Annotated in this window: 19 protein-coding genes, 1 tRNA gene and 1 rRNA gene; 6 read left to right on the forward strand and 15 right to left on the reverse strand. The window is 35.4% G+C overall.

Annotated features, from left to right (window positions below):
• Nucleotides 1-257 precede the first annotated feature (257 nt).
• A complete protein-coding gene (locus tag BLQ56_RS22610) occupies nt 258-830 on the reverse strand; it encodes a class D sortase (protein WP_090859840.1) in 573 nt (190 codons plus the stop codon).
• 152 nt (nt 831-982) lie between these two features.
• On the opposite strand from BLQ56_RS22610, the gene BLQ56_RS22615 reads away from it, so the two are divergent.
• Nucleotides 983-1,084, forward strand: a complete 102-nt coding sequence (locus BLQ56_RS22615) for a YjcZ family sporulation protein (RefSeq protein WP_090859842.1) — start codon at nt 983-985, stop codon at nt 1,082-1,084.
• A gap of 46 nt (nt 1,085-1,130) precedes the next feature.
• Here BLQ56_RS22615 and BLQ56_RS22620 read toward each other — a convergent pair whose 3' ends face one another.
• The 4 genes from BLQ56_RS22620 to proC all read right to left on the reverse strand — a co-directional run bounded on the left by BLQ56_RS22620 (nt 1,131) and on the right by proC (nt 6,386).
• Nucleotides 1,131-2,975 carry an LTA synthase family protein gene (locus BLQ56_RS22620; RefSeq protein ID WP_238457357.1) on the reverse strand — a complete coding sequence of 615 codons (1,845 nt, stop codon included), beginning with the start codon at nt 2,973-2,975 and terminating at the stop codon, nt 1,131-1,133.
• 258 nt (nt 2,976-3,233) lie between these two features.
• Complete coding sequence (locus tag BLQ56_RS22625) at nt 3,234-4,181, reverse strand: VanW family protein (protein ID WP_175490431.1); 948 nt, start codon at nt 4,179-4,181, stop codon at nt 3,234-3,236.
• Between the two features lie 257 nt (nt 4,182-4,438).
• Entirely contained in the window at nt 4,439-5,386 is a 948-nt protein-coding gene (gene pfkB, locus BLQ56_RS22630; protein ID WP_090859846.1) for a 1-phosphofructokinase, read from the reverse strand.
• Between the two features lie 187 nt (nt 5,387-5,573).
• On the reverse strand, nt 5,574-6,386 hold the full coding sequence (gene proC, locus BLQ56_RS22635) for a pyrroline-5-carboxylate reductase (protein WP_338011866.1): 813 nt from the start codon (nt 6,384-6,386) through the stop codon (nt 5,574-5,576).
• 209 nt (nt 6,387-6,595) lie between these two features.
• Here proC and BLQ56_RS23720 point away from each other — a divergent pair, with 209 nt between their 5' ends.
• Entirely contained in the window at nt 6,596-6,751 is a 156-nt protein-coding gene (locus BLQ56_RS23720) for a hypothetical protein (protein WP_175490432.1), read from the forward strand.
• Nucleotides 6,752-6,850: 99 nt separating this feature from the next.
• The gene (locus tag BLQ56_RS22640; protein WP_090859848.1) at nt 6,851-7,108 is read left to right on the forward strand and encodes a DUF1292 domain-containing protein; all 258 of its coding nucleotides are present in this window, start codon (nt 6,851-6,853) and stop codon (nt 7,106-7,108) included.
• A 242-nt stretch (nt 7,109-7,350) separates the two neighbouring features.
• Here BLQ56_RS22640 and katX read toward each other — a convergent pair whose 3' ends face one another.
• On the reverse strand, nt 7,351-8,934 hold the full coding sequence (katX, locus tag BLQ56_RS22645; RefSeq protein WP_090859850.1) for a catalase KatX: 1,584 nt from the start codon (nt 8,932-8,934) through the stop codon (nt 7,351-7,353).
• Between the two features lie 313 nt (nt 8,935-9,247).
• Here katX and BLQ56_RS22650 point away from each other — a divergent pair, with 313 nt between their 5' ends.
• Complete coding sequence (locus BLQ56_RS22650) at nt 9,248-9,955, forward strand: HAD family hydrolase (RefSeq protein ID WP_090859852.1); 708 nt, start codon at nt 9,248-9,250, stop codon at nt 9,953-9,955.
• Between the two features lie 196 nt (nt 9,956-10,151).
• Here the strand turns inward: BLQ56_RS22650 and BLQ56_RS22655 are convergent, their stop codons facing one another.
• The 7 genes from BLQ56_RS22655 to BLQ56_RS22685 all read right to left on the reverse strand — a co-directional run bounded on the left by BLQ56_RS22655 (nt 10,152) and on the right by BLQ56_RS22685 (nt 19,538).
• A complete protein-coding gene (locus tag BLQ56_RS22655) occupies nt 10,152-11,093 on the reverse strand; it encodes a sugar-binding transcriptional regulator (protein ID WP_090859854.1) in 942 nt (313 codons plus the stop codon).
• 159 nt (nt 11,094-11,252) lie between these two features.
• On the reverse strand, nt 11,253-13,274 hold the full coding sequence (tkt, locus tag BLQ56_RS22660) for a transketolase (protein ID WP_090859855.1): 2,022 nt from the start codon (nt 13,272-13,274) through the stop codon (nt 11,253-11,255).
• 17 nt (nt 13,275-13,291) lie between these two features.
• Nucleotides 13,292-14,158 (reverse strand): 6-phosphofructokinase, encoded by an 867-nt coding sequence (locus BLQ56_RS22665; protein ID WP_090859857.1) that lies wholly within the window; start codon nt 14,156-14,158, stop codon nt 13,292-13,294.
• Between the two features lie 223 nt (nt 14,159-14,381).
• The gene (gene araA / locus BLQ56_RS22670; RefSeq protein WP_090859859.1) at nt 14,382-15,875 is read right to left on the reverse strand and encodes an L-arabinose isomerase; all 1,494 of its coding nucleotides are present in this window, start codon (nt 15,873-15,875) and stop codon (nt 14,382-14,384) included.
• Nucleotides 15,876-15,991: 116 nt separating this feature from the next.
• Nucleotides 15,992-17,659 (reverse strand): ribulokinase, encoded by a 1,668-nt coding sequence (locus tag BLQ56_RS22675; protein WP_090859861.1) that lies wholly within the window; start codon nt 17,657-17,659, stop codon nt 15,992-15,994.
• 9 nt (nt 17,660-17,668) lie between these two features.
• The gene (gene araD, locus BLQ56_RS22680; protein ID WP_090859863.1) at nt 17,669-18,361 is read right to left on the reverse strand and encodes an L-ribulose-5-phosphate 4-epimerase; all 693 of its coding nucleotides are present in this window, start codon (nt 18,359-18,361) and stop codon (nt 17,669-17,671) included.
• Nucleotides 18,362-18,449: 88 nt separating this feature from the next.
• Nucleotides 18,450-19,538 carry a GntR family transcriptional regulator gene (locus BLQ56_RS22685; protein ID WP_090859865.1) on the reverse strand — a complete coding sequence of 363 codons (1,089 nt, stop codon included), beginning with the start codon at nt 19,536-19,538 and terminating at the stop codon, nt 18,450-18,452.
• Between the two features lie 181 nt (nt 19,539-19,719).
• Between BLQ56_RS22685 and BLQ56_RS22690 the strand changes: the two genes are divergently transcribed.
• Nucleotides 19,720-20,367: a YesL family protein gene (locus tag BLQ56_RS22690; RefSeq protein WP_090859867.1), complete on the forward strand. Its 648-nt coding sequence runs from the start codon at nt 19,720-19,722 to the stop codon at nt 20,365-20,367.
• 73 nt (nt 20,368-20,440) lie between these two features.
• Here the strand turns inward: BLQ56_RS22690 and BLQ56_RS22695 are convergent, their stop codons facing one another.
• Nucleotides 20,441-21,283, reverse strand: coding sequence for an aldo/keto reductase (locus tag BLQ56_RS22695; RefSeq protein ID WP_090859869.1), 843 nt, complete (start codon nt 21,281-21,283; stop codon nt 20,441-20,443).
• 463 nt (nt 21,284-21,746) lie between these two features.
• On the opposite strand from BLQ56_RS22695, the gene BLQ56_RS22705 reads away from it, so the two are divergent.
• A tRNA-OTHER gene (locus tag BLQ56_RS22705) sits at nt 21,747-21,831 on the forward strand.
• Nucleotides 21,832-22,324: 493 nt separating this feature from the next.
• Here BLQ56_RS22705 and rrf read toward each other — a convergent pair.
• Nucleotides 22,325-22,440: ribosomal RNA gene (gene rrf / locus BLQ56_RS22715) — 5S ribosomal RNA — on the reverse strand.
• Nucleotides 22,441-22,569: the final 129 nt, after the last annotated feature.

Genomic DNA, 22,569 nt, shown 5'->3' on the forward strand with positions numbered 1-22,569 from the left:
GGAAATCTTGTTTTCCGTAGTGATTTGACTTATGACCCCGAGGGGCTAGGCGCTGAAGCTAGACAATAAGGAAAAGCGCAAGCGCCTTGCTCAGTCCCGACAGGCATAAGGCAAAGCACTACGGAAATCTTGTTTTCCGTAGTGATTTGACTTATGACCCCGAGGGACTAGGCGCTGTAGCTAGACACTAAAACTAAGTTCGAAGTGTTTATTCTTCTTACTTTCAAAAAAAAAACAAGGCGCAATGGCCTTGTTTTTTAGATTCTTTTAGCATACATAATATACCGATCTGGAGCATCACCGATATAGCTAAATGGATAACATGTTGTGAGAATCAATTCTTCTTCTTCGTTTTGAAGCGTAATGATGCTTGTATCGTCAGCACTAACAATTTTCGTACTTGTTATTTGGTATGTGTAATCTCCGCTTGGTAATTGAATGGTTAAATAATCACCTATCTTTAGTTTTCCCATATCCCTGAAAACCGTATCTCTATGGCCTGATAAAACAATTTGTCCATTTTCATCAGGTAAATAAGAGCCTCGATAGTGACCTACACCTTTTTCTAAATCATCAGGGTCTGTACCTTCAACAATCGGTAATTCAGCTTTTAATTCTGGAATCGACAGAATCCCAATTGTATCTCCAAATTCAGGCTGCTCTTTATTTTCAACAGTAATACTTTCACGTCCTGTTTGGATTAATTGCTTTGCCTCATTCAAGGTTTTAGCAGTTTCCGCCTTTGTGCTATAAATTTGCCATCCTGAAAATCCTATCATGACTCCCCCACCGATAATAAAAAGAAGGGCAATAATTGAACTTTTTTTCATAGACGTCTCCCTCAAGTTTAATGATATGGATTTATTTTACCATATCTTTCATTAGACTTACCCCTATTTTTCCATTTTATCCACCTTTGTCCATTACAACTATCTTTAATCTGCATACATTATAGTATCTTCTTGTTAAAGGAGGTGTTTATATGAGTTATGCAGCAGGTGGTGGATATGGCAGCAACTTCGCGTTAATTGTTGTACTTTTCATTCTACTAATTATTGTTGGTTCAGCATATGTAGGATGGTAATATGAAGGGCAGAAGGCACGCTGAATAGTGTGCCTTTTCTTAGTTTTTATGGAAGGAATCGGAGTAAATCTCCGTAAATAATCTGATCAGAATAATTAAGTTCCTCTTTTGCTAACTGGATATAGGGTTCACATGATTCTTTACTCGTTTTCATTCCTGTATCACGCATATAACATTTGTTACCTGTCATAATATATCGGTCTGTAATGAAACTACCATCCCTTAAGATAACAAATTCCCTCTTATCCGTTGAAAATAAGTCGGTTCCAAATTGAATTGCTTGTTCCTGATTGATTCCCATTAAATTAAGAACTGTAGGTTTCACGTCAACCTGACCAACAGCCGAAGTGATTTCTCTTGTTTCAGAGCGTCCTGGAAAATGAATAATAAATGGAACTCTTTGAAGTTGAATCGTCTCATAGGGAGTAATTTCTTTGTCTAGAAATTGGGCCATTGCTTTATTATGATTTTCTGATATCCCATAATGATCCCCATATAAAATAAATATTGAGTTTTCATAAATCCCTTCCCGTTTCATCTCATCAAAGAATTGCTTTAATGCTTCATCTTGATATCTTACAGTTGTAAAGTATCGATTTACTGTTCCGTCCTTAGATGTCCATTCCGGAATAATTTCATCAGCTTTTTCTAATGCGAAAGGGAAATGATTTGTTAATGTTAGTAACTTCGCATAATATGGTTTTTTAAGTTCTTTCAAATATGGGATCGTTTGCGAGAAAAAAGCTTTATCCTTTAGACCCCATCCAACAGAATCTTCTTTCTTAATTTCATAATCCTCTTCTGAAAAAAAGCGATCATATCCTAACGCATTATACATAATATTTCGATTCCAAAAACTCTTATTATTTGCATGAAACACCGCTGAATAATAGTGCCCTTCTGACTTTAAGACACTTGCTAATGAATGATATTGATTTTCGGGATTCGAAAAAAAGACAGCACCTCTAGGCAAACCATACATTGAATTTTCAATGATAAATTCTGCATCAGACGTTTTACCTTGTCCAGTTTGATGATAGAAATTAGAAAAATAATAGGTTCCTCTTGATTGTATTAAATCATTAAGAAATGGAGTAATCTCTTCACCATCTATTTCATTATTGATAATAAAGCTTTGTGTAGACTCTAAAGCAATCATAATAATATTTTTTCCTTTAGCTGCTCCAAAGTACTCAGGGTTGGAATTTTCATCATTAGCTTTTACATGGTTGATAATTTCAGTTAGTTGATCATTATCAGCTAGGACGATTTTTGTTTTGGTGTTCGTGTAAAGATAAAAATCATATAGATGATATGCATAAAGACCAATATTCTTCACTAACAACTTTCGGTCAAAAGACCTTGTTAATAATTCTGGTCTCTCTTTATGAGCTAATCCTATATTAACAAGAAGCAAGGTGACACCAATTAATATAATTCCAAGTTTTTTTTGTGTGATGGTATGACTTCTTAAATTTAATCTTTTTGAGATAACAAATAAAAACAATAAGTCCAATAAAAATAAGAGATCTATTAAATTAAACAAATCAAATAGGCTCCCGCCAAGATTTGTTAAATGCTTTGTCTGAAATAATACTGGAATTGTAATAAAATCATTGAAGAACCGGTAATATAAAACATTTACATATAAGATAACAGATACAAATAAATAAATAGTAAGAAGTGTTAGAACATAAAATTTTCTATTTACAAATAATGAAAGGGCTAAAATTAACATAATAGAACCAATAGAACTTAACCATAGAATCATTTCTGCAGTAATCGAATCAATACCTAAATCAAAAACAGACTTACTAATCAAATAAGTTTTAATACTTAATAGAATAGTTGAAATCCAATATAAAGAGATTCTAAAAACAAAAAAACGCAATTACATTGCCTCCTTTTATGCCTCTTTAGGATTATATGTATTTATATCCATTTTTAACAAAAAATTTATGAATTTTGTTCATTTTATTTAATTAATTAGCAATAGTAGAACTAAACAAACGTTTGTTTAAAAAGAAAGATTGTTAACCACGGTTACAAATAAACCCTTTCATACATTTAAACAAACGTTTGTTTAAAAAAATGTCCTACAAGCTCTCGTTCACTTGTAGGATATTTCCTTCTATCTTGTTCGTCTCACCTATTGACCTGCTACAAATCGACCTGCCGAGGTAATTTGGACTTCTAAGGTACCTGCTCTTTCATCCATCACTGTATTAATCGCAATAGGATAATCTTTATTGTTCACAAACTTAAAATCCTTAAATCCATATGCAATCGTTGCATCTTTTCCTTTTGGAACATATCCTACATCTTTTGAATGGTGATGAAGTTCTATAATTTCTAGACCCGCTTTTTCAACTGCATTATATAGAGTACTTGATGTTTGACATATTCCACCACCGTACCCGGTTACAAATTGTTTATTCTCTATTACCGTTGCTAACTGGTATCCTTTATCTGGAGTTGAATCTCCGACAATTAAATTAAAATAAAAACGATCACCAGGTCCGAGAACAATCTGATCAATCTCTCTCGCTGATAAGGCGATATTTGTTGTTCTTCCTTTTACAGATGGATTGAATCTTGTGCTATAAGATCCTAAAATAACTTCCTCAAGTCCTAGTGCAGTTTCCATCGTAACATTAGGTTCAGTTTCAGTAATTGGTAAGTCTATTTCTTTGTCAAATACCGAAACGTTTTGGAGTTGTTCTAATAGAATGACCTCGTCTAGTATCACCCTTTTCTGGCCATTAATTAGACTTCCTTCATTGCTTATTCTAGCTGGGAGCATTGGTTGATCATACTTTAATGCCAGTTCCTTAACTAAAGCATTCATCTCTTCCATATACTTTGCTTCATCAGAGTAATCAAATGGCTTCAGTGATTTAATGACTGTCTGATCTCTGCGGTCAATTAATGATAACTCATGTTCGAACTCTTTTGTTGAAACCTTTATTTGCTTATTCAAATGATTAACGTCGTTCACACTAACATGTAGCGCCTCTTTTGATTCAAATATTTCTAAACTACTACAACCAGACAAAAATAAGGAAATTCCTAATAAGAGTACCATTTTCTTTTTCAACCGCATTCTCTCCCCCATACATAAAAATAATAGGACTCAATTCATGTTTTATAGGAATTTTATTACAAATATTTCAAATATATTACTGAAAGAATTGATATGTTCTTATATTGTATTAGACGATATGAGTGAGGAAAAAGTTACATAAAATGGTAAAAATAAAAAACTGTTTTCGTATAGTTTGTTGCTTTTAAAAGCCGTAGGCCGAATAAAAAAAAACTAGCATGTGTTATGCTAGTTCGTGGTCTTACTTACAATTATATTTTATATACTTTTACTTGATCTTTAGCTTCTTGCACTTCATCAAAGGTACAAACTTCAGTTCCAGGTTTTGAGGCTGTCATTCCTCCAGCAGCAGTAGCCCACCTAGCTAAGGACTGTAATGGCATTTCGTTTAATGTACAATATACCATTGCAGCGACCATTGAATCCCCTGCTCCCACAGTACTTCCAGGCACTATGGACAACGCTTCAACTCGATATACTTCAGATTGATCATTAAGAACAACCGCTCCATCCTTACCCATCGAGATCACAACTGTTGAAATCCCTTTACCTAAAAGTTTCTTACCAGCTTCCACGATTTCATCCATGGTAGATAACTTCTGATTATAAAGTAACTCAAGTTCAAATACGTTTGGCTTTACTGCGTATGGACCTGCCTCTATTCCTTCCTTGAAGGCATCTCCGTCAGCATCCAAAATCACCTTAACACCCTGCTTATTCGCGAATTCAATAATTCTTTTGTATATATCCTTATCCACACCTTTTGGATAACTTCCACCAAGCACCAATATTGATGTTGTTGGAAGAAGTATTGTTAAATGTTCAAAGAGCTGATCAACCTCTTCTTCACTTACAGTGAAACCAGGTTCATTTAATTCAGTTAAAGAATTGCTCTCAATATCAACAATCTTCAAGTTAGTCCTTGTCTCACCCTTTACCATAGTAAAGCTGTGTTTTATTTGTTTTTCATCAAGCCCTGTAAGTAATTGGCGTCCTTGCTTCCCACCAATAAATCCAGAGGCTGTAACGTCTACGCGAAAATTAGTTAAAACTTTTGCAACATTAATTCCCTTGCCACCAGGATCAATTTGTATATCATCTTCGGATTCAACACGATTTAACTGGTCTACTTCAAATTTTCGAACAGATACGGTCTTATCAATTGCAGGATTAAGCGTGATGGTTACGACCTGTTTCATTTCATTCACATCCAATCTTTAGCACCAAAATATGATTCCTATTTTTTCATTACATTTAAATTTGAATTACTGTTTCCTTAATTGGGTAATTAAAATGAGTGTTTTTGACTACATTTGGTTGTTTTTAACGGAAAACCTTTACATTTTGATTATAATTGATTGCTTCTTGTTTATCAACCACTACCCATCATTGCTTTGATAGTAACTTTGATTTTTTTGTACAGTGCTCCATCGCATTTAGAATGGAACCTCTAAATTTGTCATTTTCTAAAGAGGCTACTGCCTCAATTGTGGCTCCACCAGGTGTACATACATGATCCTTTAATTCTGCTGGATGAATGCCTGTTTCTAACACCATTTTAGCAGCACCTAGCACAGCTTGTGCAGCCAAATTTATTCCTTGATCTCTAGTAAATCCTTGTCGAACAGCTCCATCAGCTAAGGTCTCTATGAGCATATAAACATAAGCCGGTGATGAACCACTTACAGCCGGAATCGCATCCATTAGTTTCTCATCAATAAGCTCTACTTTTCCAATACTTTCGAATAAATTCTTCACTTCCTTTAACTCAAGCTCTCCAATCAAATCATTATGGCACATTGCTGTCATACCTGCTCCAACTAATGAAGGTGTGTTTGGCATCGTTCTAATTAACTTAACGTCCCTTGAAAAACTCTTTTTCAAACCCGCCAAACTAACACCTGCAGCAATAGTTATAATTACAGTTTCTTCAGATATGCTTGCTTTTATTTCACTGATTACTTCTTCATATTGATAAGGTTTTACTGCCAATACAAGGAAATCAACCTTTTTTGCAACTTCTTTATTGTTTAAACTAACATTTATATTATATTGTTCTTTTACTTGATCAATGGTTTTGCTTGATTTTGCAGTTGCATAAATTTTTTTCGATTCAAAAACCTTTGATTTTACCAATCCCTGTATAATCGATTGTGCCATCTTTCCACAACCTATAAATCCAATCGTCTTTTCCAACATATTACCACTCCTGCTACTTTGATAATACAAGCATACCCATTTAAACTTCTTTGGCGCAACTCTTAGAACTATTTGAAAGGCGAATACCCTGTTTATCCGTGACAAGTGACACCAAAACTTAAGTGTGAAAACTTTTACCCTTTCTTACCTGTAAAAGAGAATAATTTCCTTTCATAAAGGAATTCTAAAAGTAAAAAGGAGTGATTCACATGCCACGGTTTACGCAAATGATGGATGTGATTTTCGGATTAACTCATTGGGTTGATTTTACAAATGATATTAATGGTTTAAGTAACGAAATTCAAGAAACGGAAGCTTCGACACCTACTGAATTAGAAAAATTAAACAATATCGTGACTGAATAATAGTCATATTAAACCAGTGAAATTGCTGGTTATTTTTGTCTTAATAATTAGACCAACAAGTTGGGGAAATTATAGTAGAGGCTTGTTGGAGGTGAGATTGTGGAGAACGAAGAAATTAGAGATAGCGTGACCATCGAAGATGAAAACGGAAACGAGAAAGAATACCATATTGAAGCATTGTTTGATATGGAAGAAGACTCCTATGCTTTACTTAGGGATGGGGAAGAGACAGTACTTATGCGCATTGAAGAAGAAGATTCAGAACAATATCTAGTAGGAATTGATGATCCAACTGAAAAGAATTTAATCTTAGATGCGTATCAAATTGCTGTTGAAGCTGCACCAGCTGATCATTAAGATATACAAATAACAACAATAAAAAACCTCTACCATTACTGGTAAAGGTTTCAGAGTGTAGACAAAGTATAATTGTAAAACCCAGGCTGATTGAAAACGCTTGAAGTCGAGGCGTGAACCCTAGGGAGGAGCGGAGTTACCATGAGGGTAATGAGCACCAAGCGAGGGTTCGCAACGAAGAATGCGAGCGTTTGTCAATAGCCTGAAACATCTACCATTAACGGTAAAGGTTCTTTGGTTTATTAGTAAGGGTCAGATGGATGTCCCATTTTCTTAGCATTTTGAACAGCTTGCTCAGTCTCTGTAGAACCAATAGGTCCTCGGTGGGTTTCCATTGGACTATGTTCCTCTGAACTTAAACCTTCTTTCACTCTTCGACCATAATCCTCGTCACACTTTGTAAAATATTCAACCATTTGGTCTTGAATTTCTTTTCTACATGGCTTAAGAGTATTAACTAAGTTAAGAATTAGTTCATTACGTTCCCAATCAGAGAATCTTCGGTAGGTTTCACCTGCTTGACCAAAATTATTTTCACGGTCAATTTTTTCTCTCTTCACTTCTCCTTCTACATAAGGAGTATGGTCCTTACCAGATTGTTTTGCTTCTTTCAATCCTCCAATAATGGATGGCTCATAATTAACATGAGGATTTTGTTTCTCCCCTTTATCGACCTCAAATTCCATTTGGCCTCCACGTTGATTTGTTGCAACATGTTTTTTAGGAGCGTTTATCGGTAGCTTCAGATAATTAGTTCCAACTCGATATCTTTGAGTATCAGAGTACGAAAATGTTCTACCCTGAAGTAATTTATCATCAGAAAAGTCCAACCCATCTACTAGAACACCAGTGCCAAATGCAACTTGCTCTACTTCCGCAAAATAGTTCTCAGGATTTTTATTCAGTATAAGCTTACCTACCGGCACCCATGGGAATTCATCCTTATACCATAATTTAGTAGGGTCAAGTGGATCAAAATCTAATTCAGGATGGTCATCATCACTCATAATTTGAACGAATAACTCCCATTCTGGATAATCCCCTTGTTCAATCGCTTCATAAAGATCCTGTGTTGCATGATTAAAGTTCTTACCTTGTATTTCATCAGCTTCTTGCTGTGTTAAGTTTTTTATTCCCTGTTTCGGTTCAAAATGATACTTAACTAACACTGCTTTTCCTTCCTCATTTACCCACCTATATGCATGTACACCTGAACCTTGCATGTTACGGTAATTTGCAGGAATACCCCATGGCGAGAATAGGAATGTAATCATTTGCATCGCTTCTGGTGTTTGGGAAATAAAATCAAAGATTCTTTCACCATCTTGTAGATTAGTTACTGGATCAGGTTTAAATGCATGCACTAGATCAGGAAATTTAAGCGGATCTCTAATAAAGAATACTTTTAGATTGTTACCAACTAAATCCCAGTTTCCATCTTCAGTATAAAATTTAACAGCAAAACCACGTGGATCTCTCAAAGTTTCCGGCGAATGCCCACCATGAACAACTGTGGAGAATCGAATAAACACAGGAGTTTGCTTGTCTTTGTCAGTAAACACCTTTGCTCTTGTATATTTTGAGATAGGATCATCACCAAATGTACCATATGATTGAAAATAACCATGTGCCCCTGCACCTCTAGCATGTACAACACGTTCTGGAATTCTCTCACGATCAAAATGACTAATTTTTTCAAGAAAATCATAATTTTCAAGTGTTGTTGGACCACGATTTCCTACAGTTCGTACATTTTGATTATCAGTTACCGGGTGACCTTGCCTATTTGTTAAAATGTCTTCATTATTTGATTGTTTGTCTTCCATAATACTCCTCCTACTTGAACATCATGGAAACAGTATTACCATTGTATTCCTGTAATAATCATACATTTTGTAAATAACAGGAAAATAAAAGTAAGTAATCTTTCCCTTTTGAAGATGTTGATAAGTTGTTGATAACAACAAAAACCACCAAGTAGTTACATGTGTGAAAGCGTTCTAATTGTGGATAAACATGTGGATATGTTAGTTATTTTTGTGGATAATCTGTTACTGTCTGAATTATCAACAATTTAAGTATACCTACTAGAAACAGGCTTCTTCTGATATAATATGAGTATTGTATAAGGAGGACTTTATGAAGATAAAATGTGTATTTTTCGATTTAGATGATACCCTTCACGATCATCAAAAACCTTTTGCTGATTCGGTAAACCACTGTTTCAACGATTTTTCACGAAAGCATTCTATTTCAGCTCTATATAAGAAGTTGCGCCATTATAGTGATGAACTGTGGAAAGATTATAGTCAAAATAAGTTAACCTTGGAAGAGCTAAGAATTCAAAGAATCATTTTAGCATTAAGAGACTTTTCCTACACGATAAGTCGAGAACAAGCAAGCTCATTTCAATCTCAATATGAAGATGACCTGAGTCGGATTTCTCTTTTTCCAGATGCATCTCATGTACTTAATACAATAAAAGACCATGGTATTCAAATAGGCCTTATAACCAATGGACCAGTTCAGCATCAAAAAAATAAAATACAAGCACTTAATCTACATACCTATTTTCCAAATGAACTCATCTTTATTTCAGATGAGGTTGGCATTGCAAAACCAAATCCTGAGTTATTCACACTTGCTGCAGGAAGAGTAAATCTTCCACCTAGTGAGATTCTTTATGTAGGTGATACGTGGGTTAACGATATCATCGGCCCATTAAATGCAGGATGGAACACAGCTTGGTATAATCATCGTGAACGAGAAGCTGAAAGTGAGCATAAACCTCACCTTGTCATTAAATCCTTAACATCTCTTTTAAATTCTTTACATATAAAAAAATAGAGTATACCAGTAGTGCCATTTCCAAATGAAAAGGGGATGGCACTTTAATATATCTCTAAAGTAATCTATTAAAAAACAACTAAATAATAAAACAGATGATTACGTTTACATTTGAACAGTTTGATTTAGTCCATATTGTTCAAATTTCATAGAACATAAACAATACTTTGGAAATTAAGATTGTTTATGTTCTATGTTACTCAAGTTCAATTAACATCTTAGCAGTTAAATCATCAGTTACTAAAATGTTGGCATATTTACCTCTTAATGCACCATAAATGGCATCTATCTTCTTAGGACCACCAGCGACTAGGATTGATTTATCCTTTTTAGCTAGTTCGTCGAGTTCGATTCCAATGGTTCTGCCATTCACACCTTCAATACAGATTTGTCCATTTTTATCAAAAAACCTCGAACAAATCTCACCTACAGCTTTTGATTGGATCAAACCACGGTCACTATTCGAAAAATACTCAGCCTGTAATAACACTGAATCAACCCCTGGAATACCAACACTAAAAATTGCAATATTCGCTTCTCTTCCTTTTTCAAGGATTTTGTAAATATGACGATCTGCTTCAATTGCTTGTTTAACAACAATATGATCAACTATTGCAGGAAGTGGTAACAAAAAGGTTGGAGTATTAAAGGCCTCACCGAAAAGATGAATAATTTCTGAAGCATAGGTTTTAGTTTCCGAATGACTAACTCCACCATTGAGTTGTACAATTTGCGCTCCATTAATAAGTTTAGGTTTTAAGTTCTTTGCCACTTCATACATCGTTGTTCCCCATGATGTAGCAACAATATCTCCCTCTTTAATTACATGATAAAGATAAGTTGCAGCCGCTTCTCCAAGGTATTTTTTTACGATATCATTATCAAACTCAGGTACTGGGGCAATGAACGCCTCTTTTAGTGAGAATTTTGATTTTAGCTTTTCAGCAAGTATTTCGCCTGTTTCTACTGGGTTATTAATTTTAATCTCTACTACTCCAAGATCTTTAGCTTGTTTGAGAAGTCTAGAGACAGTAGGTCTTGATACATCCAGTTTTTTTGCAATGTCTTGTTGACTATAGTCTAACTGATAATATAATCTAGCTGCCTCTATAATTTTAGCTAGTTTTTCATTTTCCATATAAATAACAGCACCTAATACGTAAATTTTAAATGATATAAAAGAAGTTGATTCAAGCTTTGCTTCATCTACGTAATGGACTAGAAGAAGTCATGTTTAATGACCTCTTCCTTACCTTGTAGTAAACCATCATTGCTGAATCAACTTCGATTGTTTTATTTATTTTTCGTTAATTAAAGCTTTCACACGAGAAACTACATTTTCAACTGTGAAGCCGTATTCAGCCATAATCTTTTCACCAGGAGCAGATGCACCAAATTGATTAATAGCTAGAACATCACCTTCATCCCCAGTGTAACGCTCCCAGCCAAGTGATGAAGCCATTTCAATTCCTAAACGCTTCTTCACTGATTTTGGAATAACTGATTCTTTATACTCTTTTGATTGCTTTTCAAAGCGATCCCAAGAAGGCATACTTACAACTGATACTTGAATGTTCTCAGTTGCTAACACTTTTTGCGCCTCAACTGCTAAGCTAACCTCAGATCCAGTTGCTAAAATTAAACCATCTGCTTGTTCCGCATTAGCCGGTGAAACAACATAAGCACCCTTTTGAACGCCCTCATATGCATTTTTGTCTGTACCTGGAAGTGTTGGTAGGTTTTGACGTGTTAATACAAGAGCTGTTGGTGTATCAGTTGATTCAACTGCAGTTCTCCAAGCAGCAGCAGTTTCATTTCCATCTGCTGGACGAATAACTGACAATCCAGGCATTGTTCTTAATGCTGGTAACTGCTCAATTGGCTCATGTGTTGGTCCATCTTCACCAACTGCGATACTATCATGTGTAAATACATAAGTTACCGGCAACTTCATTAGGGCAGCAAGACGAATAGCTGGACGTAGGTAATCAGAGAAAACAAAGAATGTTCCACCAAATACTTTTACTCCCCCATGCAATGCTAAACCGTTTAGTGCTGCACCCATTGCGAATTCACGAACTCCAAACCAGATGTTGCGTCCACTGAAATCAGCTGGTGTGAAGTCATTACCACCTTTAATCATGGTTTTATTAGAACCTGCTAAGTCTGCTGATCCCCCAAAGAATTGTGGAACACTGCTAGCAACTGCATTTAATGCTTCTCCAGATGAAGCACGTGTTGCCAAGCTTTTCCCTTCCTCGTATACAGGTAGACTAGCTTCCCATCCTTCAGGTAATTTCCCTTCAATTGCACGCTCCAATTGATTAGAAAGCTCAGGATATTGTTCTTTATATGCTGCAAATTGTGCATTCCATTCAGCTTCTTTTTGTTCACCAGCATCTTTAATCACTTGTTTAAAGTGAGCATACACCTCAGCTGGGACATGGAAATCTTCTTCGAATTCCCACTTATAAAATGCTTTTGTTAATTTTGTTTCTTCCGCTCCAAGTGGTGCACCATGTACATCAGATTTACCTGCAAAGTTAGGAGAACCGAATCCAATTGTAGTTTTTACTTCAATCATTGTTGGGCGAGTAAGATCACTCTTAGCTTCTTCAATTGCCTTTGCTAATTCATTTACATCATTTCCATCCTCAACACGAATATATTGCCAGTTATAAGCCTTGAAACGCTGTGCTACTGACTCCGAGAATGAACGATCTAAATCCCCATCTAAAGAAATATCATTTGAATCATATAATACAACTAGTTTCCCTAATTGTAGGTGACCTGCTAATGAAGCTGCCTCTGCAGAAACACCTTCCATTAAGTCTCCATCACCACAAATACTATAAGTGAAATGGTCAACCACGTTAAAGTTTTCTTTATTATATACTGTCGCTAAATGTCTTTCAGCCATTGCCATACCAACAGCCATAGCAACACCTTGCCCTAATGGTCCAGTTGTTGCATCAACTCCTGGAGTATGACCATATTCAGGATGTCCTGGAGTTTTACTTCCCCATTGACGGAAATTCTTAATGTCATCGATTGATAAATCATATCCAGATAAATGTAATAGACTATATAAAAGCATTGAACCATGTCCAGCAGATAATACAAAACGGTCACGATTGAACCAGTTTGGATTACTTGGATTATGATTCATAAACTTTGACCATAGAGTATAAGCCATTGGTGCAGCACCCATTGGCATACCTGGGTGTCCTGAATTTGATTTTTCAATTGCATCGATTGATAGTGTTCTGATCGAATGTATAGCTAACTGCTCTAATTGTACTGCTTCACTAATTGACATATAATGTACCTCCGAATTTAATTTTTATAGTAAGTCACCTGTAAGTCTTGGATTCCTATATAGCCAGAATCTAAGCTACTAGTATTGATTAACTCTATTATCTTATCACTGATTCTTCCGATAACAATACGGTCGATTGCAGTTGGAAAAGGACCAACACATTGTGACTCACTAATGCTCATTACTTTCCAATCCACATCAAACTCAACCGCTATCTTCTGCTCTAAACTCTGATGATTCACGGAATGATCCATAATAATAAATAAATAGCTTTCATTACGACTATTCTTTTCTTGTATAGCCTCTTTTATAATAGTAATTGCTTCATCGTCATCTTGTCTAACAAATGGAGCATTTATCGCAAGTGCTGTATCCTGAACAAGTGGTGTATACTTGTTTCCTGGTATCTGAATAGGAAAAACCCTTAATTTATTATAAATTAATGAGCTAGCCGTATCACGTATCTTCTCAATTGAGGAATAGATCGTATTTAAGGCTGAATCATATCCCAAAGAATAGCTAGAGTGATCTTCGCTATTGAAAATAGAGACTGGCACATGCAGCGTTTTAATAGAAGAAGTTGAAACTGTTTCCTTGCTTCCACCTAATAAAATAAGGTAATCCAATTTAATATTTTCATGTATTAGACTTTTAGATCCTTCATTCCAATATTGTTCTGGAAAAGCACTGAGAATTGCGTCACCGTTAAACTGAGCTTGAGCAATTGACTCTCTATGTAGTTCTTTTACTTCGATTCCCTTAGTATGACGATTCCAGTCAATCCCATATAAACGATAGCTTTCTATATTAGCTTCAATCAGTCGAGTTATAATTTCAGTAACTCCTGTTGTATAAGAACCGAAATGAACTACCCCAATATTCATTTCCTTCCTCCTCCCTTATGAAATTTTGTAAATTATTAAATGAACAAATGTTATAAAAACAGTATACTACATTCTCTTTTTAAAATAAATACCTCATTCACCTCTTATTTACTTATTTTTACGAAATAATGTTCACAAATGCATAAACTTTATTACAACCAACCTCATATTAAAGGGTAGACTTTTTATAGTCTACCCTCAGTAAATAGATTTTTATAAATTATTATCTTTTATTCTGCCAATAGAAGTCATTCCATTGTAATTCTTTGCGGAACTGCTGAACTTTTGTGTCTTTATCGATAACAACACATTCAATACCAGTCATTTCTGCAAAGTCTTGTAGTTGCTCAGTTGTTACTTTGAAAGAGAATCCAGTGTGATGTGCACCACCTGCATGAATCCAAGCTTCTACTCCATCTTTTAATGAAGGTTCAACTTTCCAAAGTACACGTGCTACAGGAAGATTTGGCATCTCCTCCTCTAACTTTACAGCTTCAACTGTGTTAACAATTAGACGGAAGCGATTACCCATATCAATAATTGATGCATTTAGTGCAGGCCCAGCTGCTCCATCAAATACCATACGTGCAGGATCTTCCTTTCCACCTATACCTAGTGGATGAACTTCTAATTTTGGACGAGTCGCAGCAATTGTTGGACAAATTTCTAACATATGTGAACCTAGAACTAGTTCATTTCCTGGCTCGAAATGGTATGTGTAATCTTCCATAAATGAAGTACCTTCATTACCTGCCATGATCTTCATTAAACGAACAAGTGCAGATGTCTTCCAGTCACCTTCACCACCAAATCCATACCCTTGTGCCATCAAACGTTGTACAGCAAGTCCTGGCAGTTGTTTCATTCCATGTAAATCTTCGAATGTAGTAGTGAAACCACCAAAGTTTCCTTCCTCAAGGAATCCTTTTAAGCCTAATTCAATTTTCGCTTGTTCTTTAATAGAGTCTCTTACAGGCCCTTCTTCTAATCCTTCAGGTGCAATATCATAAGTTTGTGCATATTCTTCAAGTAAGTTGTTTAACTCTTCTTCTGATACATCATTGATTCTTTGAACAAGGTCTCCAATACCGTATCCATTTACAGACCAACCAAACTTGATTTGTGCTTCAACTTTATCTCCTTCTGTAACAGCAACTTCTCTCATATTGTCTCCGAAACGAGCAATTTTTAAGTTCTTGCTTTCATTTACTGCTACAGCTGTACGCATCCAAGTACCGATTGTGCTTAGTACTTCTTGGTCTTCCCAATGCCCTACTACTACCTTACGTGAAATTCCTAGACGCGCCCCAATAAATCCATACTCACGGTCACCGTGTGCTGATTGGTTTGTGTTCATGAAATCCATATCAATGCTATCCCAAGGGATATCACGATTATATTGCGTATGCAAGTGTAATAGTGGCTTTGACAATGCTGTTAGTCCAGCAATCCACATTTTAGCAGGTGAGAAAGTGTGCATCCAAGTTATAATTCCTGCACAGTTTTCATCATTGTTTGCTTCCATACATAATGCACGAATATCAGCTGGTGTTGTTAGGACAGGCTTAAAGACAATTTTATAAGAGATTGATTCACTATTATTAATGCCTTCAGTAATTGTTTTTGAATGATCAGCTACTTCTACTAATGTTTCAGGTCCATATAAATGTTGACTTCCTGTTACAAACCAAAATTCATAGTTCTTTGATAATTTCATTTTCATTTCCTCCAGTTTATTATTTATTACCTAAGTGTACAGCTATAACTCTTAGCTACCATGAACACAATTAGGTTAACCATGCACCGTATAATACATTTACATTTATATTCTAATTATGTGGTTTCTTTAATTGCCTTTAAGTTCTTCATTACATCGTTTTCTCCACGACCAAAATAATCATGTAGTTTGGAATACTCTTGGTATAACTTCTCATACACTAAAACATTTTCTTTGATTGGTTTATATGATTCCTCGTGAACTCTCGCCATTTGCTCAGCAGCATCAACAATTGAATCATATCCACCGTTCACACTTCCTGCCGCAACTGCTCCAAACATTGCGGCACCTAGTGCTGGTGTTTGCTTTGAGGCTGCTATTTTAATCTCTCGATTCATTACATCAGCATATATTTGCATTAGAAGCTTGTTTTTCTGTGGAAGCCCACCACAAGCATAAAGCTCTTCAACTGGAATTCCATTATTATGGAAAGCATCTACAATTTTTCGAGTTCCGAATGCTGTAGCTTCTAGTAAAGTCCGATAGATTTCTTCTGGTTTAGTCAATAATGTATAGCCTACTATCATTCCTGTTAAGTTTGTATCAACAAGTACTGAACGATTTCCATTCCACCAGTCTAAGGCTAGTAAACCAGTTTCGCCTGGTCTATACTCACTGGCCTTTAGTTCTAGGTATTCATGGATATTTAAGCCAGCTATTTCAGCTAGTTTATAAGTATAAGCTGGCACACCTTGGTCAATATACCATGCAAAGATATCGCCTACAGCTGATTGGCCTGCTTCATAGCCTAGGTATCCTGGGATAATGCCGTCCTCAACAACGCCACACATTCCTTCTACTTCTCTTTCTTCTGTTCCAAGAATCATGTGACATATTGAAGTTCCCATTGCCATCACTAACTTACCAGGAGTTACAACACCTACCCCAGGTACTGCAGCATGAGCATCCACATTTCCAACAGCAATTGCAATTCCAGCCCTCAGACCCAATTGAGAAGCCATGTCTGCCGTTAACTCCCCTGCTTTTGTTCCTAATGGAACGATTTCCCCACGGAGTTTAGTATCAGTCAAATCTTCTAATCGAGGATCCAGCGCCTTAAAGAAGTCTTTACTAGGATAACCATCTTTTTTATTCCAAATAGATTTATAACCAGCACTACAGCTGTTACGACTAATTTTACCTGTCATTTTTGAAACAACCCAATCAGTTGCCTCTATGAATTGATCTGTATAGTCATAGATTTCGGGTGCTTCATTTAGAATTTGCCACACTTTCGGAATCATCCATTCAGAGGAAATTTTCCCTCCATATCTATTCAAAAAGGCTTCATCTCTTTTGGTTGCAATTTCATTGATAAGATCAGCCTCACTCTGTGCTGCATGGTGCTTCCATAATTTAACCCATGAATGTGGGTTATCCATATAATTCGGATCAAAACATAGAGGTTCACCATTAGTATCAATAGGCATCATCGTATTGGCAGTAAAGTCAATTCCTAGACCGATTACATCCTCCGGGTTTACACCCGATTCTTTCATAACTGCTGGAACTGATATTTTAAGTACATCAAGGTAATCATTAGGATGTTCTAATGCCCAATCATGTTCTAGCTTTCTATTTGAAACTGGTAAAAACTCGTCAATTACACTATGAGCATATGGAGTAACATGATCTGTTACTTCAGTTCCATCTGATAGATCTACGAGTACGGCCCGCCCAGATAATGTTCCGTAGTCAATTCCAATTGCAAATTTCTTTGCCATCTTTATCTCCTATTTCCCTTGACCGTAGTATGCATTTGCCCCATGTTTACGTAAGAAATGTTTATCTAAAAGAGATTGACTTATTGGCTCGACATTGGGATTTAATTTATAAGTTTCAGAGGCCATTTTTGCCACCTCTTCTAATACCACTGCATTATGAACCGCATTATGTGAATCCTTCCCCCAAGCAAAAGGAGCGTGACCATTAACTAAAACACCTGGCATAAATAGTGGATTAACATTTTGAAAATGTTCAATAATCACATTTCCTGTTTCTAATTCGTATTCTCCTTGTATTTCTTCATCAGTCATTTTTCTTGTACAAGGAATTTCGCCATAGAAATAATCTGCATGCGTTGTTCCTAATGCCGGTATGCTTCTTCCAGCTTGTGCCCAACTTGTTGCCCAAGGAGAATGAGTATGCACAATACCTCCAATAGTTGGGAACGCTTTATATAAAGCTAAGTGTGTCGGGGTATCAGATGAAGGCTTTAGTTCACCTTCAACTCGGTTTCCCTCTAGATCTACAACGACCATATCCTCAAGTTTCATTTCATCATATTCTACTCCACTTGGTTTAATAACGACCAAACCACTTTCGCGATCAATCCCACTCACATTACCCCATGTAAACGTAACCATTTTGTATTTAGGTAATTCCAAATTCGCTTCTAATACAGCCTTTTTTAATTGTTCAAGCATAGCTTCAACTCCTTTATAAAATAACTATACGCTCATTATACATTTGTACGTACAAATTATCTAGTATTTTTTATTTGTACGTACAAAATTATAATTTCTTTGTTGAATCCCTAATGATTAGCTCCGGTGAAAACACGATATCACTAGGTTTACTTGATGGATTTTCAATCATGGACAAAAGAATCTCAGCAGCCTTTTTACCAATTTCAGCTTTCGGATGACTAAGTGTAGTAAATTTAACCTCTGTTGCAGTTGCTAATAAGGAATCATCAAAACTAACAATCGAAAGATCACTCGGAATAGTTAACCCTTCTTGCCTTAATACTTCTAAGAGCTTAATTGCTAACTCATCATTATAACAAACAAATGCAGTTGGTCTATCTTCCTTTTCCTTTAATGCTTCTAATGCTTTATTAGTTGGTTTATTGTTTTTTTCTTCTGTTACGTAAGAAACAACATCTGATGCGATCAAGTTAACTTGATAGTTTTGATGTGCCCGCATAAACCCTTTTAACCGGTTTACACCTTGTATATCATCTGTTTTGAAAAAACCCATTATTCTTTTATGTCCTAGGTTTATTAAGTGTTCAGCAGCCATAAATCCGCCAAGTTCGTCATCCACTTTTATACAGGGACAAGAAAGTTCAGGGTATCGTTCATTAATCATTAAATAAGGAATGTTATTATTGTGGAGTGAAAGGTAATATTCTAAATTAGGATTTCCCTGTGCGCTTTTTGTTGGTTCAATAATTAAGCCTGTGAGAGGTTGCTCAATTAACATTTCCAGGTTTTCTTTTTCTTTCACCTTATCGTTATCCGTACTTGATAATTGTAAGCGGTACCCTTTTGACCTAAGTGTCTCTTCTGCTCCTCTTACAATATGAGGAAAAATATAATCAGAAATATAAGTCGTTAGTATGCCTATCATTTTCAGATCATTACCTTTAAATATTTCTCGCTTTGATACAAATGAACCTTTTCCTTGAATTTTATATAACCAGCCTTCTTTCTCAAGCTCACCTAATGTTTGCCTTACCGTATGGCGACTTAATTGAAATTGATTAGCTAACTCATTCTCCGTTGGAATCTTTTCATTCACACTTAATTTATTTGACTGTATCCATGATAGAATCTCTTGCTTTAAGAGTAAATATTTTGGAGTAGATCTTTCCTTCATAAAGTCACCTCAATAATCATCTTAAAAATGTACATATACTATAGTATTATATATATTGTAGCATGTATTACATTTGTACGTACAAATTTAAATTACAAATAAGCAAATAAATGAATTCCTTTATCTCTCGTTTTTATCATGTATAATAGAGATAACAAATTCGTTACGGAGGATTCTAACCATGCAAAATAGCGGCGGTTTAATGAATGGCTTTTACACAATTTCATTGATTATTTCTAGACTTGCCTATTTAAATTTACTTTGGATGATTTTTACTATAGCTGGCCTTGTGGTTTTCGGTCTTTTCCCTGCTACAGCAGCAATGTTTTCTGTTACAAGGAAATGGGTCATGAAAGATACTGATATTCCTATTTTCAAAACGTTTTGGCAATCATACAAATCAGAATTCATTAAGAGCAACTTACTAGGACTTGTTTTAGTACTCATCGGAGGTATATTATTTTTCGATCTAAGATTTTTCCAATCTGCCAATATTGGAATATGGGGAATCTTATACATGCCATTATTAGCAGTTACATTTATATACGCGTTAGTTTTACTTTATGTATTCCCTATTTTCGTTCACTTTGATATTACTATAAGACAAATCCTTAAGAATGCATTTTTAATGATGGTTTTAAACCCACTTTCAACTATTATGATGATTTTATCTTTCATTTCCATCTATTTTCTAATAATGAACATTCCAGGATTAATTCCCTTTTTCACTGGAAGTGTACTAGCTTATGCGATGATGTTTTTTTCATACCGAGCAATCGAGAAAGTCCAACAGAAAAAGGAACAAGATGCAGTTGAAGAAAATCACTAAATAAAATAATGGTATAAAGAAAAGTAGAACATCTCAGAAGTTATTATAACCTATGAGATATTCTCCTTTTTAATTATGAAATTCTATTGAATTCGTCAGGATCTGGTCCTATTCTTTTATTTTGATTTAGACCGTTAATAACCTTAACATCATCTTCAGTTAATTCAAAATCAAAGATATTTGCATTCTCTGCTATACGATGTGGTTTTACTGATTTTGGAATAGTAACAACTTCATTTTGTAAGTCCCAACGTAAAATAATCTGCGCTGTTGACTTTTTATATTTTTGTGCAATCTCAACTAATACAGGCTCTTCAAGAAGCTGTCCTTGCATTAACGGTGACCATGCTTCCAACTGAATCTCATTTTCTTTACAAAACTTATGTAGGTCCTGTTGGATAAGACGAGGGTGGTATTCTACTTGATTGACCATTGGTTTGATCTCACAATTCGAGATGATATCTTCAAGATGATGAATCTTGAAATTACTAACACCAATTGCACGAATCTTTCCATCTTTGTATAACTTTTCAAGTGCTCTCCATGTATCTAAGTACTTTCCTTGAGCCGGAACTGGCCAATGAATAAGATACAAATCGAGATAATCAAGCCCAAGCTTTTTCATACTTTCTTCAAAAGCTTTTAAGGTCGTGTCATAACCTTGATCACCGTTCCATACTTTCGTTGTAATAAATAACTCTTCCCGAGCCACACCCGACTCAGAAATTGCTCTCCCTACTCCTTCTTCATTCCCATAAATAGCAGCAGTATCTATACTTCTATACCCAACTTCAATAGCAGCTTTAATAGACGAAACAACCTCTTCGCCATCTTTCACTTGAAACACACCTAAACCAAACCTAGGCATCTCTATTCCGTTATGTAATGTTGTAGTGCTTCTTAAATCTTTAATCATAGTCAACTACTCCTTTATAATTAAATAAAATGCTCTCATCCAAAAAGTGAGTCCAAACGAAAATGTATGAACGGTTCTACTTTTAAAAGTATACCAACTAAGTTCTTGAATTTAAAATAATACGCTTTCAAAAGTAGAACTCTTCTTTTCAATCGTCATAAAAGGGATTATAATATTGCATAATCAGTAATTAGGAGAGTGAAAAAATTATGGGAAAATCCAGAGCAAAGAGAACCCGTGAAAAAATAGTAAGAGAAGGTAAACGTAATCCTGAACAAAGTCGAAGCGAATATGTGTATGCAGACTTGCGCACAAGAGTCACTAAAACTAAAAAAGATCAACTATATCGCATTAAACATAAGAATCAATATTCCAAAAAAAGGGATAATGATTCTTTTTGTTTTATATAAAATATTTTTTACAACCTTGTATATTAAATATTAATATTCACATACTTTTAATAGGACTTGTAGCTCAATGGTTAGAGCAGCCAATAGTTTAAATGCAAACACTTGTGCATCTTATGGGTTCAAATCCCATCAAGTCCTCCGTAGATTAATACCTTGGGATAGGTGCCTGGCACCATAGCCGGGACATAATACGTCCCACCTAACTTTATTTTGTAAGTTAACTGTTAAGGAAAAGGTTAATAGAGTTGGGAATGAAAAACTTTATTTTGGGTTATTGATTGGAGAATGTTTTCATAGGATTGATGAAGGACTTTATTCTGAATTATTGATTGGGAATGTCTTTCATAAGGCCGATGAAGGACTTTATTTTCGATTATTGATCGGAGATGTCTTTCATAAGGCCGATGAAGGACTTTATTTTCGATTATTGATGAAAAATGTCTTTCATAAGGTCGATGAAGGACTTTATTTTCGATTATTGATGAAAAATGTCTTTCATAAGGTCGATGAAGGACTTTATTTTCGACTATTGATGAAAAATGTCTTTCATAAGTCCGACACTAAAACAATCTTACAGCTATATAAACAAAAAGATCAGTTCTATTAAAGAACTGATCTTTTTTCTTTTTTTGCCTAGCAATGTCCTACTCTTGCAGGGGGAGTCCCCCAACTACCATCGGCGCTGAAGAGCTTAACTTCCGTGTTCGGTATGGGAACGGGTGTGACCTCTTCGCCAAAATCACTAGACATATAAAGGTTCGAACCTTCAAAACTAGATAACGCTTAGACATTCATTTCTGAATCTAGCTCCAGAAGCCACATCCTACGGCTGCTTCACAACTTCTGTCAAGTGCAAGCACTTTCCGACAGTTGCTC

Origin of the sequence: Litchfieldia salsa (assembly GCF_900104555.1) — a bacterium.
Taxonomy (GTDB): Bacteria; Bacillota; Bacilli; order Bacillales; family Bacillaceae_L; genus Litchfieldia; species Litchfieldia salsa.